At 73.8% G+C, this 14,163-nt stretch carries 12 protein-coding genes; 5 read left to right on the top strand and 7 right to left on the bottom strand.

The annotated features are described in order from the left end of the window. Window positions 1–51 precede the first annotated feature (51 nt). From FHU33_RS16965 to FHU33_RS16940, 6 genes are all read right to left on the bottom strand, one after another. Window positions 52–648: a biotin transporter BioY gene (locus FHU33_RS16965; RefSeq protein WP_211355162.1), complete on the bottom strand. Its 597-nt coding sequence runs from the start codon at window positions 646–648 to the stop codon at window positions 52–54. Window positions 649–753: 105 nt separating this feature from the next. After that, window positions 754–2,340, bottom strand: a complete 1,587-nt coding sequence (locus FHU33_RS16960) for a glycoside hydrolase family 13 protein (RefSeq protein ID WP_246063750.1) — start codon at window positions 2,338–2,340, stop codon at window positions 754–756. An 89-nt stretch (window positions 2,341–2,429) separates the two neighbouring features. Then, on the bottom strand, window positions 2,430–2,864 hold the full coding sequence (locus FHU33_RS16955) for a globin (RefSeq protein ID WP_142026383.1): 435 nt from the start codon (window positions 2,862–2,864) through the stop codon (window positions 2,430–2,432). Then, window positions 2,861–4,288: an MFS transporter gene (locus FHU33_RS16950; RefSeq protein WP_246063748.1), complete on the bottom strand. Its 1,428-nt coding sequence runs from the start codon at window positions 4,286–4,288 to the stop codon at window positions 2,861–2,863. The genes FHU33_RS16955 and FHU33_RS16950 overlap by 4 nt, the downstream gene beginning before the upstream one ends. Beyond that, window positions 4,171–5,178, bottom strand: coding sequence for a mechanosensitive ion channel family protein (locus FHU33_RS16945; protein ID WP_142026382.1), 1,008 nt, complete (start codon window positions 5,176–5,178; stop codon window positions 4,171–4,173). The genes FHU33_RS16950 and FHU33_RS16945 overlap by 118 nt, the downstream gene beginning before the upstream one ends. Window positions 5,179–5,233: 55 nt before the next feature. Next, window positions 5,234–7,342 carry a prolyl oligopeptidase family serine peptidase gene (locus tag FHU33_RS16940; RefSeq protein WP_142026381.1) on the bottom strand — a complete coding sequence of 703 codons (2,109 nt, stop codon included), beginning with the start codon at window positions 7,340–7,342 and terminating at the stop codon, window positions 5,234–5,236. Window positions 7,343–7,559: 217 nt separating this feature from the next. Here FHU33_RS16940 and FHU33_RS16935 point away from each other — a divergent pair, with 217 nt between their 5' ends. The 5 genes from FHU33_RS16935 to FHU33_RS16915 are packed head-to-tail and all read left to right on the top strand — an operon-like array spanning window position 7,560 to window position 11,351. Beyond that, the gene (locus tag FHU33_RS16935) at window positions 7,560–8,093 is read left to right on the top strand and encodes an HNH endonuclease (RefSeq protein ID WP_142026380.1); all 534 of its coding nucleotides are present in this window, start codon (window positions 7,560–7,562) and stop codon (window positions 8,091–8,093) included. Then, window positions 8,090–8,953 carry an SCO6745 family protein gene (locus tag FHU33_RS16930; protein ID WP_142026379.1) on the top strand — a complete coding sequence of 288 codons (864 nt, stop codon included), beginning with the start codon at window positions 8,090–8,092 and terminating at the stop codon, window positions 8,951–8,953. The genes FHU33_RS16935 and FHU33_RS16930 overlap by 4 nt, the downstream gene beginning before the upstream one ends. Window positions 8,954–8,980: 27 nt before the next feature. Beyond that, window positions 8,981–10,414, top strand: a complete 1,434-nt coding sequence (locus tag FHU33_RS16925; RefSeq protein ID WP_142026378.1) for an amidase — start codon at window positions 8,981–8,983, stop codon at window positions 10,412–10,414. A gap of 30 nt (window positions 10,415–10,444) precedes the next feature. Further along, window positions 10,445–10,837, top strand: coding sequence for an aa3-type cytochrome oxidase subunit CtaJ (gene ctaJ, locus FHU33_RS16920; RefSeq protein ID WP_142026377.1), 393 nt, complete (start codon window positions 10,445–10,447; stop codon window positions 10,835–10,837). A gap of 43 nt (window positions 10,838–10,880) precedes the next feature. After that, on the top strand, window positions 10,881–11,351 hold the full coding sequence (locus FHU33_RS16915) for a DUF5130 family protein (protein ID WP_142026376.1): 471 nt from the start codon (window positions 10,881–10,883) through the stop codon (window positions 11,349–11,351). A 135-nt stretch (window positions 11,352–11,486) separates the two neighbouring features. Here FHU33_RS16915 and pepN read toward each other — a convergent pair whose 3' ends face one another. Next, window positions 11,487–14,039 carry an aminopeptidase N gene (pepN, locus tag FHU33_RS16910; RefSeq protein WP_142026375.1) on the bottom strand — a complete coding sequence of 851 codons (2,553 nt, stop codon included), beginning with the start codon at window positions 14,037–14,039 and terminating at the stop codon, window positions 11,487–11,489. Window positions 14,040–14,163 lie beyond the last annotated feature (124 nt).

The raw sequence follows: 14,163 nt of genomic DNA, 5'->3' as shown, positions 1-14,163 counted from the left end.
GCGACGACCCCCTGGCGCCGAAGCGCCAGGGGGTCGAGGAGCGAGCAGCCGTCAGCTGCGGCGGGTGAGCTTCCAGGCCGTGCCGAGCACCGCCGCGGCGACCGCGGCCTTGACGATCCCGCCCAGGATGAACGGGTAGAAGCCGGCGTCCAGGGCCTGGCTCGCCGACATGCCGGCGCTCAGGGCCAGCCACGGGACGCCCACCGCGAAGATGACCGCCTGGCCGCCGACGAACAGCGGCACGGACTTCAGCGGGTTGCGGTCGGCGCCGTGCTTGGCCGCCAGCCCGATCAGGAACGCGGCCGGGATGAAGCCGACGACGTAGCCGCCGGTTGCCCCCAGGACGACGTCGACGCCGCCGCTGGCCTCCGAGTAGAAGGGCAGCCCGACGAGCGCGGCCAGGATGTAGACGCCCTGCACCGCGACCCCGCGGGCCGGGCCGAGGGCGGCGGCGGTGAGCACCACGGCCAGCGTCTGCCCGGTGATCGGCACGGGCGAGCCCGGCACCGGCACCGCGACCTGAGCCAGCAGCGCCGTGAACAGCACGCCGAGCGCCACGAGTCCGGCGCTTCGGGCACGCACGGCCGGGACGAGGTCAGCGAGAACGAGCGGGCGCGACGGCAGCGCGGGCATCGAGGCGGTGGCCACGGATCCTCCTGGAACGGCGGGTGCGGCGCCGGTGGCGCCGCTGATCACCGGAGAGTCTGCCCTACCGCCCCGCCCGGTCGCTGCGCCGGTCGAGAGGGCCGAGGGTCAGGCGGTCAGCCACACCGCGGCGTCGGCGGGCAGGGTGCCGTCGCCGACCTCGGCGCTGGCGAGCAGGACCCGTCCCTCGGGCAGCTGCAGGGCGCCGGCGGAGAGATTCACCAGGCACACCAGACCGCCAGGACGGCGGAACGCGAGACAACCGTCGGGGGAGGGCAGCCACTCCAGGTTCGCGTCACCGAAGGCCCCCGACGTCCTCCGCAGCCTTAGCGCCGCTCGGTACAGCGACTGTATCGACGCCGGATCGCCCGTCTGGGCCTGTGCGGTGAGCTGCTGCCAGCCCTCCGGCATCGGCAGCCAGGTGCTCGCGAGCGAGGTGAATCCGTACGGCGGCTCGGCGCCCGACCACGGCACCGGGATCCGGCAGGCGTCACGGCCCCGCTCGGTGCGGCCGGACCGCTCCCACATCGGGTCCTGCAGCACCTCGTCGGGGAGATCGACATCGGGCATGCCCAGCTCGTCGCCGTTGTACAGGTAGGCCGCGCCCGGGAGGGCCAGCTGCAGGAGGGCGGCGGCCCGGGCCCGCCGCAGGCCGAGTTCCCCGCCGCCGTAGCGGGTGACGTGCCGGGGCCGGTCGTGGTTGGACAGCACCCAGCACGCCGGCGCGGGGGTCCCCTCGACCGCGGCGAGGGAGTCGGTGACGGCCTGCCGCAGCGCGTCGGCGTCCCACTCGGCGGTGAGCAGCTTGAAGTTGAAGGCGAGCTGTAGCTCGTCCTGGCGAAGGTACTGGGCGAGCCGGACGTCGTCGGACACCCAGACCTCGCCGACCGCCATGGTCCCGGGGTACCGGTCGAGGACCGCGCGGATGCGGCGGTGCACCAGGTGCACGCCGTCCTGGTCGAACCGGTGGTCGCCGGGGCCGTGGTCGGCGAGCAGTCCGGTGTCGTCCATCGGGACCATGTCCGGGAGCCCGTCGGGCTTGGCCATCCCGTGCGCGACGTCGATCCGGAAGCCGTCGACGCCCCGGTCCAGCCAGAACCGCATGGTCTCCTCGAGGTCGGCGACGACCTCGGGATTGGTGAAGTTCAGGTCGGGCTGCTCGGGCGCGAAGATGTGCAGGTACCACTGCCCGTCGGGCACCCGCGTCCATGCCGGTCCGCCGAAGACCGACGGCCAGTTGTTCGGCGGCTCGCTGCCGTCGGCGCCGCGGCCGTCCCGGAACAGGTAACGGGCGCGCTCCGGTGAGCCCGGGCCCGCGGCCAGCGCCGCCTGGAACCACTCGTGGTCGTGCGAGCTGTGGTTGGGCACCAGGTCGATCGTCACCCGCAGGCCCAGCGCGTGGGCCTCTGCGAGGAGCGCGTCGAACTCGGCGAGGTCGCCGAACACCGGTTCCACGTCCCGCGGGTCGGCGACGTCGTACCCGTGGTCGGCCATGGGCGAGGGGTAGAACGGCGTCATCCAGAGAGCGTCCACGCCCAGGTCGGCCAGGTAGGGAAGCCGCGAGCGGATCCCGGCCAGGTCGCCGATGCCGTCGCCGTTGCCGTCGGCGAAGCTGCGCACGTAGATCTGGTAGAAGACCGCGTCCCGCCACCAGTCGGTGGACACGGGCAGGACGCTGTTCGGGTGCGGGGGCACCGGGCTCCTCAGGGGTCGTGTGGTCATGCGCGGCCCCGTCCCGGTCCCACCCTGGGCGCGCGAAGGGTCGGGGAGGACGGGATCCAGTTTCAGGCGGGGGAGAGATCGCCGCCGGCGTCGTCCGGGAACCGGTTCTGCATGCTGCGCGCCGCCATCTCCAGGTAGCCCCAGAGCGTGGCGTCCTGCTCGGCCGTCAGGTCGAGGGAGTCGACGGCGGCCCGCATGTGCCGGAGCCACGCGTCCCGCTCGGCCGGCCCGATCGCGAAGGGCGCGTGCCGCATCCGAAGCCGGGGGTGGCCGCGCTGCTGGGAGTACGTCGCCGGACCGCCCCAGTACTGCTCCAGGAAGCCTCGGAGCCGGATCTCGGCGCCGTCCCAGTCGTCCTGCGGGTACAGCGGTGCGAGCACCGGATCGGTGCGGACGGTGGCGTAGAACCGGCCGACCAGCTTCGTGAAGGTCGGGCCACCGCCGACCTCGTCGTGGAACGTGCGGGCCGAGGGCAGGGACCTGCTCGACTCGCTCATGCCTCCGATGGTCCCTCACCGGTGGGGGCAGCCGCCACGGAGCCCTGGGTGCGGCGGAACGCGACGAGCATGGGGGCGACGGCGACCAGTCCCACCGCTCCGGCCAGCGCGACGGCGGCACTGGCCGAGACGCCCTCGGCCGCGAGCCCGGCACCGAGCGCCCCGAGGCCCTGCACGCCGTAGAGGCCGCTCACCGCGACCCCGAACGCGCGCCCCCGGAACGAGGCCGGCACGGCCTGGACGAACGAGACGTTCAGCGGGATCAGCCATGCCGCACCGATGCCGGACACGAACAACAGCCCGATCACCAGGCCGAACGGCAGGCTGCCGGCGCCGAGCACCAGGCCGACGAGGCCCGCGAGCAGGACCGGCACCAGGGACAGCACCACGAGCGGCACCACGAGCCGTTCGCGCCGTTCCGGGGAGACCAGCCGGGCGATCACCAGCCCGCCGAGGGCCACCCCGAGCGGGTTGGCGGCCAGTAGCACCCCGAGCCCGGTGGCTCCCGTGCCCAGCTCGTCGGCCCACGGGGCGGCCACGCCCTCGGCGGCGTAGGCGAACAGGGTCGCCACCCACAGGACGCCGACGATCGCCACCAGGCGGGGGGACCGGCGGATCAGCCGCAGACCGTCGCCGGTGTCCCGGAGCAACGACTGCCGGGCGTTCCCGGACTCGCTCGCCGGCGCGGGGCGTGGCTGCAGGCGGGCCCAGAGCCACACCGCCGACACCGCGAAGGTGACGGCGTCGATGAGCAGCGCGGCCGAGGGGCTCAGGGCGGCGACGAGCGCGCCGGCGACCAGGAAGCCGACCACCTGGGCCAGCTGGAGCGTGATGTTGGTGAGGGAGGTCGCGACGGCGTACCGGTCGCCGTCCAGGACGTCGGCCATCAGCGCCGAGCGCGCCGACTCGAACGGTGGCGATCCGAGCGAGACGAGGAAGAGGAGGCCCAGCATCGCCGGCAGCGGCATCCCGGGTATCGCCATGCAGGCCAGGAGCACCGCCCGCGCGGCGTCGGTGACGATGAGCACCTGATGGCGGGGGAGCCGGTCGGCGAAGGCCGACAGCAGCGGGCCGCCGAGCAGCCACGGCAGGTAGCCGATCGCGAAGGTCAGCGCCGACAGCAGCGGGGACGACGTGCGCTGGTAGACCAGCACCGTCAGCGCCACGCGGGCCAGCTCGTCGCCGGCGGTGGAGAGCAGGAAGGTGCCGAACAGCGGCCGGAACTCCGGGACGGCGAAGACCTCGCGGAACGTCGCCTGCCTCAGCGGTGCGCCGGTGGAGGAGACCCCCTCCGGCGCGGGCGCGGTCAGCGGACTCCCGTCGCGGTGCCGGTGGGTGCGGCCAGCATCGGCAGTGGCGTGCGGATGCCCTCGGCCACGAACCGTTCCTTGAGCCGCATCCGCAGCTCCCGGGCGACCCGCCACTGGTCGGCGTTGGTCGCGCGCACCATGAGCCGCAGGTAGATCCCCTCGGGGGCGATCCGCTCGACGCCGAGGGACTCGGGCTCGGCGAGCAGCACCGCCGCCCACTCGGCTTGCGCGTACATCTCGTCGCCGACGTCCTGCATCACCGCACGGCAGCGCTCGAGGTCGGTGTCATGGGCGACCGGCATGTCGATGACGACCTGGGCGTAACCCTGGCTCATGTTGCCCACCCGCAGGACCTCGCCGTTGCGGACGTACCAGACCACGCCGTTGATGTCGCGCAGGCGGGTGATCCGCAGTCCCACGGCTTCGACGGTGCCGACGGCCTCGCCCAGGTCGACGACGTCGCCGACGCCGTACTGGTCCTCCAGGATGATGCCGATCCCGGCGATGAAGTCCTTGATCAGGTTCTGTGCGCCGAACCCGAGGGCCACGCCGACGACCCCGGCACTCGCCATGATCGGGGCGAGGTTGATCCCCAGCTCGCCGAGCACCAGCACGACGGCGATACCGAGGATGAGGATCGACGCGAAGCTGCGCAGCGCCGAGCCGATCGCCGCGGCGCGCTGGGAGCGGCGTGCGGTGCTCTGCCCGTCGACGTCGGTGAGGGCCACGCGGTCGCGCAGCGGCCGCAGGATCGTCGGCACCGCGCCGGTCGCGGTGCGGTCGGTGAGCCGCCGGATCGCCCGGTGGGCCAGGGCCCGGGCGACGGCGGCCACCACGACGACGAGCAGGATCCGGGCGGGTGTGTCGACCAGTACCCGCGCGTTCTCGGCGAGCCAGTCGAGCCCGAACCAGTCGTAGAGCTTCTCGCAGAGCCAGTAGTCCACGCAGTCGGGCATGCCCGAGGCGTCGTCGTCCACGGCCCGCACTGTCAGTGATCGGCTCATCACCGGAAATCCTCCCAGGTGAGTGGCCCGATGTCAGTGAGATGCCGGTCGCGTCCTACCGAAGGGCCACGCGGGTGTGCAGACCGGTGTGCTTCGCCAGGAAGGCGAGCTGGTCGGCGGCCAGCCCCACGGTGCGGCTGACCGCCCGCGCCCCGTGCCCGACCGACGTCTCCCGGCGCAGCACGATCGGCGCCTCGGACGACGTGGCGTGCTGCAGCGCGGCGGCGAGCTTGCGGCCGTGCAGCGGGTGCACCCGGGTGTCGGACTCGAAGGTCGTGAACAGGATCGCCGGGTACGCCGTCCCCTCCCGGACGGCGTGGTAGGGCGAGTAGCCGAGCAGCCAGCCCAGCTCGGTGGGGTCCTCGGCCGTGCCGTACTCGTCGTTCCAGGTACGCCCCAGCCCGAACAGCTCGTAGCGGACCATGTCCAGCAGCGGGGCGCTGCAGACGGCCGCCGCGGCGAGCTCGGGACGCTGGGTCACCGTTGCCCCGACCAGCAGGCCGCCGTTCGACCCGCCGAAGATCCCCAGCTGCTCGTGCGTCGTCCAGCCCTCGGCGGCCAGGTGCTCGGCCGCGGCCGCGAAGTCGTCGAACACGTTCTGCTTGCGTTCGCGCATCCCCGCCCGGTGCCACTCCTCGCCGTGCTCCGAGCCACCCCGCAGGTTGGCCACCGCCCAGACCCCGCCCGCCGCGACCCAGGACAGCGCCTGCGCGCTGTAGGCGGGGGTGACCGAGACGTTGAAGCCGCCGTAGCCGTAGAGCACCGTCGGCCGGGGAGTGTCAGGAGCGCCCGCCTGCGACAGGACGAAGAGGTGCACCGGGGTCCCGTCGGGCGAGGTCGCGTGCGTCTCGACGACGGTCAGCTCCGGCACCGCGCCGGCGACCGCCGCCTGCTCCCAGCTCTCCAGGGCCGTCGGCGAGCCGGCGTCCCAGCGCAGCACCGACGGCGGCGTCGCGTAGTCGGTGTAGCCGACCCAGGCGGTGCCGCCCCCTTCCGGGGGTGAGCTGACGCCGGAGATGCTGCCGGCGCCGAGCCCCTCGACGTCGGCGAGCCGCCCGGGGTGGGCGGCTTCGGGACCCGCCCACACGGAGAGGCGGTCGGTCGCGTCGACGGCGTGGACGGCGAGCACCTGCAGCGAGCCGTCGGGGGCGTCGACCAACGCCACGTCGGAGAGCACGGCGTCCGGGAGCTCGGGGACGACGTCCTGCCAGGCCTCGGGCGCCCAGGTCGCCGGGTCCGCGGGATCGGCGACGGCCAGCCGCCAGCGGGGGGCGTCCCGGTCGGACATGAGCCACAGCCGGCCGTCGCGGGCGACCCAGGCGGCGGTCTGCGCGTCGACGCCGACCTGCAGCTCGCGCAGGGGTGGGCGGGTTCCCGGGGACGCCGCGGCCAGGTCGGCGATCCAGACGTCGTCGCGCGGCGCGGTGCCGGCCGATCCGGAGACCACGAGCCAGCGGCCGTCGCGGCTGGTGTGCACGCCGAAGTAGGTGGTGGGGTCGCTGCCCTCGCCGTGCACGAGCGCGTCGTCGTCGGCCGGCGTCCCGACGCGGTGGCGCCACACCCGGCGGTGGAACTGCTCCTCACCGTCCGGCACCCGGTCGGGGGCGAGGCGGCGCACGTAGAACAGCTCCTCGCCCCCGGGCAGCCAGGCGACGGGGGAGTAGCGGCACCGGTCGATCGGCCCGTCGACGGTCTCGCCGGTGGTGACGTCGAGGACGTAGAGCCGGGACTCCTCGTCCCCGCCGGTGGAGAGCTGGTAGGCCAGCCGGTCGCCGTCCCACGAAGGCGACCACGCGTCGAGCGTCGTCGTCCCCTCGGGGTCGAGCGCCATCGGGTCGACCAGCACCCGCACGGCGCCGTCGGCTTCGCGCACGCGCAGGACCGCGTGCTCCTGGCCCGGGTCGCGCCGGGTCGAGAAGGCCCGGCCGCTCCGCCAGACGGGCACGCCGACGGCGCCGGAGCGCACCAAGGCCTCCAGTCGGGCGGTGAACTCCGGGCGCATCGGCAGCGCACGGAGCAGCTCGCCGGTGAGCGCGTCCTGCGCCTCGCTCCAGGCCCGCGTGCGCGGGTCGGCGTCGTCCTCGAGCCAGCGGTAGGGGTCGGCGACGCGGTGTCCGTGCAGGTCCTCGACGAGGTCGAGCCGGGTGGCCTCGGGGTAGCGCATCGCACCCACGGTAGTGCCGCTCGGGGCTTCCGACCCGGACTCCCGGGAAATCCGGCAGCGCCGATCGGGCGTTCTCAGGTCAGAATGGGGCAGCCCGCGGGTCTCGGAGCCACCGGCGGTCCGCGGCGACCGGAGGTGATCCGTGCTGCGCGCCGCGTCCGGGTCGACGTCGGTGGGTCACCCAGGCCCGCGCCGCGACCCACACTGTCCCTCGGTCGTGCCCGTCCCGTCACCGGGCACGACCAGCGCCACCCTGCTGCTCAACGCCACCTACGAGCCGCTGTGCGTGGTGTCGAGCCGGCGGGCCATCGTGCTCGTGCTGGCGCAGAAGGCCGAGCCGGTCGACTCCGCGGCGGACGTGGTGCACGCCGAGCGCGTCAGCCTCCCGGTGCCCGTCGTCGTCCGGCTGACCCGGTACGTCCGGGTTCCCTATCCGGCGTCGGTGCCGCTGTCCCGCCGCGCCGTCTTCACCCGTGACGGGCAGACGTGCGTCTACTGCGGCGGGTCGGCCACGAGCATCGACCACGTCGTGCCGCGCAGCCGGGGTGGCACGCACACCTGGGACAACGTGGTCGCCGCCTGCCGCCGGTGCAACCACACCAAGGCCGACCGCTCGCTGGCCGAAATGGGCTGGGCGCTGCCGCACCCGCCCCGCACGCCCAGCGGGGCCGCGTGGCGGCTCCTGGGCACCCGGACGGTCGACCCGCGCTGGCGCGACTGGCTCGGCGTGCCCGAGAGCGTGAGCGCATGACGTCGCCGGGCACCGCCCGCCGGTTGTGGGCCCTCGCCGAGCCCTTCCAGGCGCTCACCTACTTCGCGCAGGAGTGCCGCGACGCCGCCGAGCGGGCGGGGCTGCGCGGCTTCTGGAACGGCTACTTCGCCTTCCGCGCCGCCCCGCTGGGGGCCGTGGGTCCCGAGGTCGTGACGGCGGTCTTCTACAACTTCGCGCCCGGGTTCGTGGCGCGCCGGGTGCCCGGGGTCTGGGACGGCCTCGCTCCGGCCGCCGCTCTGGAGGCACGCCTGGCCGGCGTCGACGCGGCCGTCCTCCGGTTGTTCGGCGACGAGTGGATCGCCTCCGACGACGCGATCGAGGCGATGGAGCTGGCGGCGAGGGCGGCGGCAGCCGTCGACCTCCCCGGGCGTCCGCTGGCCGCCGCCAACACCGCGGTGGACGTGCCCGGCGAGCCGCACCTGGTGCTGTGGCAGGCGCTCACCACCCTGCGGGAGCACCGCGGCGACGGGCACTCCGTCGCCCTCGTGCAACGCGAGGTCGACGGCATCACCGCCCACGTCCTCGCCGCGGCCGCCGGGCGGTCGGACCGCGAATGGCTGATGCGGGCCCGCGGCTGGGACGACGCCGCCTGGGACGACGCGGTCGCCCGACTGGTCGAGCGGCGCTGGCTGGACGAGGACGGGTTGACCGCCCAGGGCCTGGCCATGGTCGCCGCCATCGAGGCCGACACCGACCGGCTCGCGCTGCGCCCGTGGCAGGCGCTCGGCGACGCCGGGTGCGACCGCCTCGCCGAACTCCTCGCCCCGGTGCGCCGTGCGGTGGTGGCGGCGGGGGACTGGCCGGCCGGCAACCCGATCGGCGCACCCGAAGCCGACTGACCAGCGGGCGGGACTAGCGTCCCGCCCGTGACCCAGCTGCACGACCTGAGCGCGCTCGAGCAGGCCGCCGCCGTCCGGGCGAAGGAGGTGAGTCCGACCGAGCTGGTCGAGCACTCCCTCGGCCGTATCGCTGCCCTCGACGCGGGGCTCGGCGCGTTCCTGACCGTGACGCCGGACCGGGCCCTCGCCGCCGCCCGCCGGGCGGAGGCGCTGATCCGCCGGGGGGACGACCTGCCGCCCCTGCTGGGCGTCCCGACGGCGATCAAGGACCTGAACAACACCGCCGGCGTCCGGACGACGTTCGGCTCGACGGTCATGGCCGACTTCGTCCCCTCCACCGACGACGCCGTGGTGACCAAGCTGGCCGCCGCCGGGACGATCAGCCTGGGCAAGACCAACACTCCGGAGTTCGGTTTCCCCTGCTACACCGACAACGAGTTGGCCGGGCCGGCCCGATGCCCGTGGGATCCCTCCCGGCTGGCGGGTGGGTCCAGCGGTGGCGCGGCCGTGGCCGTGGCGGCCGGCATGGTGCCGGTCGCCCAGGGGAGCGACGGCGGTGGCTCCATCCGCATCCCGGCGTCGATCAACGGCATCTACGGGATCAAGCCCAGCCGCGGACGGATCAGCAACGCACCGTTCGGCAGCGACGTGACCGGTCTGGGCATCAACGGCCCGCTCACCCGCACCGTCCGCGACGGCGCCGCGATGCTCGACGCCATGGCCGGCCCCGTGCTCGGCGACCACGCCTGGGCGCCCCCGCTGCCGGCCGGGGAGACCTTCCTGGGCGCCGCCGACCGCGAACCGGGGCGCCTGCGGATCGGCCGCTACCTGGAGTCGCCGATGCCCGACGTCGTCCTGGACCCCGAGGTGACGGCGGCGTTCGAGGACGCGTCGGCGCTGCTGGGCGGTCTCGGGCACGAGGTCGTGGACGTGCCCGCCGGGCTGCTCGGACCCGACGTCCTCCCGTCCTTCGAGCAGGTGTGGGCGCTGTCCGGGACGATGCTGCCCGTCCCGCCGGACCGGGTGGGCGAGCTCCGCCCGCTCACCCGCGAGCTGCGGGGGCGCGGGCTGGCGATGTCGGCCCGGGCCGCGATGGAGTCGATGGCGGCGCTGCGGCTCTTCTCCCGCCGGTTCCTGCAGGCGACCGCCGATTACGACGTGCTGCTGGCTCCGGTCTGCACGATGACGCCGCGGCCGCTGGGCTGGTTCGACGCCGACGGCGACGGCGCCGAGGACTTCGAACGACAGAAGCGCTACGCCGCCTTCACCGCGCTGTTCAACGTCACCGGACAGCCGGCCGTGAGCGTCCCGCTGTACTGGACCGACGCCGGGCTGCCGGTCGGCAGCATGCTCGTGGGGCGCCCCGCGGACGAGGGAACGCTGCTCGCGCTGTCGGCCCAGCTGGAGGCCGCCCGCCCCTGGGCCCACCGGCACCCCGCGTCGTGGGAGCAGACGGGGTGAACAGCGACCCGTGCCGGTAAGTTGTCGCCCGTGAACACCGTCGAGGTCCTCCTGATACTCGTCGGCATCCCGCTGGCCGTCATCGTGGTGCTGGCGCTGCTGACCCTGCCCGGTGGGCGCAAGCGCCTCCGCTACAAGCCGGGCCAGCCGTGGGACCACGCGCCGGTCTGGTACGAGCCGCACCCGGAGAACGGCGGGTCGGAGGCCCACGGGCCGGCTCCTGCCTCCGGCCCGGCGGCGGTGCCCGGGAGGTCGACGTCGGCCCTGGGCTCGTCGATGTACCCGGAGCAGCCCGAGGAACGAAACCTCGACACGGACGGCGGAGGTTCCCTGTCGCACGGGAGCTCCGGGGCGCACAGCGCCCACGTCGGGTACCCGCCGGTGGACGCCGGCCCGCTCGGCGGCGCCCGCGGGACCTGGTGACGACGATGACCCACTCCACGACCACTGTCCCGGGAGGACGGCGATGACCAGCGCGCTGGAGACCGAGTCGCACGACACGGCCACGAACCAGACGGCTCCGGCACGTACCGACGAGTCGCAGCGGTCCGCGCTCGACGAGATCTTCACCTTCCAGGAGCTCGCGCGGCTGGACGAGGCGCTGACCATGTCCTCCCGGGAGACCGGCCTGCGCTTCACCCTCTACATCGGCGACCTGGGCAAGCGCACCCGCGTCCAGGCCGAGGAGATGCACTCCCGCTCCGGCGCCAATCCGACCGACTCGGTGCTCATCGCGATCTCACCCGGGCAGAAGGTCGTCGAGGTCGTCACCGGGGCGGGCGCGGCGCGACGGCTGCCCGACCGGGCGTGCGCGCTGGCCGTGCTGTCCATGACGACGTCCTTCGCCGCGGGCGACCTGGTCGGCGGCACCGTGAACGGACTCCGGCAGCTGTCGGACCAGGCCGGTCACCCGGCCTCCCTGCGCCGCCCGCACTGAGCGAGGCATAGGAACCTTTACCCCTGTCTCGGGCGCCGAGGAGGGGGGTAAAGGTTCCTTTGCCTGGGCGGATCGTGCGCGAACGCCGACGGGCGCCGCATCCACCTCGCGGTGGTGCGGCGCCCGTCGTTCGTCCTACAGGTGCGCGTCGGCGTCCCGCTCGCGGGCGCGTAGCGCCCGGGCGATCCCGTCGCGGCCCTCCGAGACCAACCGGCGCAGCGGGGCTGGTTGGTCGGTGTCGGCCAGCCAGCCGTCGGCCGCGGCGATGGTCCGGGGCTCGACGATCGGCGGGAACAGGTACTGCACCGCGTTCTTCGCGATCTCGCCCGGACGGCGCTCCCAGATGGGGCCGATCTCGGTGAAGTACCGGTCCACGTAGCCGGCGGTGCGCTCCCGCTGGGCGGGGTGCCAGAAGCCCTGCAGGAGCGCCTCGTGCACGGCGTTGGGCACCTGCTCGTCGTGGAAGGCCCGCTGCCAGGTCTCCTCCTTCGCCTCCGCCGTCGGGCGCAGTGCGCGGGCGGTCGCCGCCCGCCGGACGCCGGTCGCGGTGGCGTCCCGCTCGGCCTCGGCGTCGATCTCGGCGTCCCCGGCGGCCCCGATCGCCACCAGTCCGAAGAGGAAGGCCCAGCGCGCATCGGCGTCGACCTGCAGGCCCTCGACGGTGTGCGAGCCGTCGAGCAGCCCGCGCAGCACGGCCGCGTGCTCCTCGGAGCGCGCCGCGCTGGCCAGCGTCCGGGACCACTGCAGCTGCATGTCGCTGCCGGCCGGTGCGGTCTGCAGCGCGCTCAAGGCGTGGTCGGCCAGGGCCGCCCACCCCGTCGGCGCCCAGGAGGGGTCGGTGTAGGAGGTCAGCGCGGTCTGCACCCGGCCCAGCAGTGCCTGGACGACGCTGATCTCGGACTCGGCGTCGACCCCGGCCAGCACCAGCTGCACCCACTCGCGGGCCGGCAGCTCGGCATCCCGGGTCATGTCCCAGGCCGCGGACCAGCACAGTGCCCGGGCCAGCGGGTCGGGCATCGCCCCGATGCGGCTGCGCAAGGTGCCGAGCGACCGCTCGTCGAGCCGCAGCTTGGCGTAGGTGAGGTCGTCGTCGTTGACCAGCACCAGGTCCGCGGCCGGGTGTCCCACGAGCTCGGGCACCTCGGTGCGTGCGCCGGCGACGTCCAGCTCGACCCGGTCGCTGCGGGTGAGACCCTGCGGGCCCTCGCTGTAGAGGCCCACCGCCAGCCGGTGGTTGCGCAGCACCGGGTGCTCGGCGACCGCCGTCTGCTCGATCGCGAAGGTCTTGTACCGGCCGTCGTTGGTCAGCTCGAAGACCGGCCGCAGGGTGTTGACCTGGCTGGTCTTCAGCCACTGCTCGACCCACTCGCCGAGGTCGCGACCCGAGCTCTCCTCCAGCGGCGCGAGCAGGTCGGCCAGCGTGGTGTTGCCGTACTCGTGGCGCCGGAAGTACCGCCGCACGCCGGCGAGGAACTCGTCCCTGCCCACGTAGGCCACCAGCTGCTTGAGCACCGAGGCGCCCTTGGCGTAGGTGATGCCGTCGAAGTTGACCTCGACAGCCGCGACGTCGGGGATGTCCGCGGCGATGGGGTGCGTCGACGGCAGCTGGTCCTGGGCGTAGGCCCATGCCTTCTCGGTGTTGGCGAACGTCGTCCACGCGGTCGTGTACTCGGTGGCCTCGGCCTGGCAGAGCGTGCTGATGTAGGTCGCGAACGACTCGTTGAGCCAGAGGTCGTCCCACCAGCGCATCGTCACCAGGTCGCCGAACCACATGTGCCCGAGCTCGTGCAGGATCGTCTCCGCGCGCCGCTCGTACCGGGCCCGGCTGACCTTGGAGCGGAAGACGTAGTCCTCCAGGAAGGTGACCGCGCCGGCGTTCTCCATGGCTCCGGCGTTGAACTCGGGCACGAACAGCTGGTCGTACTTGTCGAACGGGTACGGGTAGTCGAACACCCGGTGGTAGAAGTCGAACCCCTGCTTGGTGACGCGGAACAGCTCGTCGGCATCGAGGTGCTTGGCCAGCGAGGCGCGGCAGTACAGCCCCAGCGGGATGCCCTCGTGGGAGTCGGTGACCTTGGCGTACGGCCCGGCGATCAGCGCCACCAGGTAGGTGGAGATGCGCTTGGTGGGCTCGAAGTGGACGAGCTGCGAGCCGGCGGGGCCGGCCTCGATGGTGCGCCCACCGGTGTTGGAGACGACCTGCCAGTCGAACGGTGCGACCACGTGCAGCGTGAACGCGGCCTTGAGGTCGGGTTGGTCGAAGCAGGCGAACATGCGCTTGGCGTCGGCCGGCTCGAACTGCGTGTAAAGGTAGACCTGCCCGTCCTCGGGGTCCTCGAAGCGGTGCAGCCCCTCGCCCGAGTTGGAGTACCGGCAGTCGGCGGTGACGACCAGGGTGTTCTGCTCGGCCAGGCCGGGCAGCGGCAGGCCGCCGTCCTCGGTGTAGGTGCTGACGTCGAGCTCGGCCCCGTTGAGGGTGGCCGAGTGCACGGTCTCTGCGACCAGGTCGATGAACGTCTCCGCTCCCGCCTGCCGGGCGGTGAACTCGACGGTCGTGACCGACCGGAACGTGCGCTCGCCGGGGTGTCCGGCGCCGTCGGTGACGTCGAGGGAGAGGTCGTAGCTCTGCACGGCGAGGAGCTCGGCGCGGGCAGCGGCATCGGTGCGGGTCAGGTTCGGTACGGCCACAGCGGGCAGCTTCCCATGCCGGGACGACACGTTCTCCGGCGCTCCACCGCCGTCGGCCCCACGGCACGGGAACAAGCCGCTGTCGATCCGGATTGGCACGAAGAGCAGGCGCGGCGCGAGCGGC

Source organism: Blastococcus colisei (assembly GCF_006717095.1).
Classification (GTDB): Bacteria; Actinomycetota; Actinomycetes; order Mycobacteriales; family Geodermatophilaceae; genus Blastococcus_B; species Blastococcus_B colisei.
Note: the sequence above shows the minus strand (reverse complement) of the source record. Positions and strands in the feature narration are given on the sequence as shown.

What these genes read in the sequence shown, in the direction of transcription:
- FHU33_RS16915 (WP_142026376.1), top strand. Translation starts at nt 10,881, where the DNA reads ATGACCAGCGCGCTGGAGACCGAGTCGCACGACACGGCCACGAACCAG.
- FHU33_RS16930 (WP_142026379.1), top strand. Translation starts at nt 8,090, where the DNA reads ATGACGTCGCCGGGCACCGCCCGCCGGTTGTGGGCCCTCGCCGAGCCC.
- FHU33_RS16940 (WP_142026381.1), bottom strand. Translation starts at nt 7,342, where the DNA reads ATGCGCTACCCCGAGGCCACCCGGCTCGACCTCGTCGAGGACCTGCAC.
- FHU33_RS16945 (WP_142026382.1), bottom strand. Translation starts at nt 5,178, where the DNA reads ATGAGCCGATCACTGACAGTGCGGGCCGTGGACGACGACGCCTCGGGC.
- FHU33_RS16955 (WP_142026383.1), bottom strand. Translation starts at nt 2,864, where the DNA reads ATGAGCGAGTCGAGCAGGTCCCTGCCCTCGGCCCGCACGTTCCACGAC.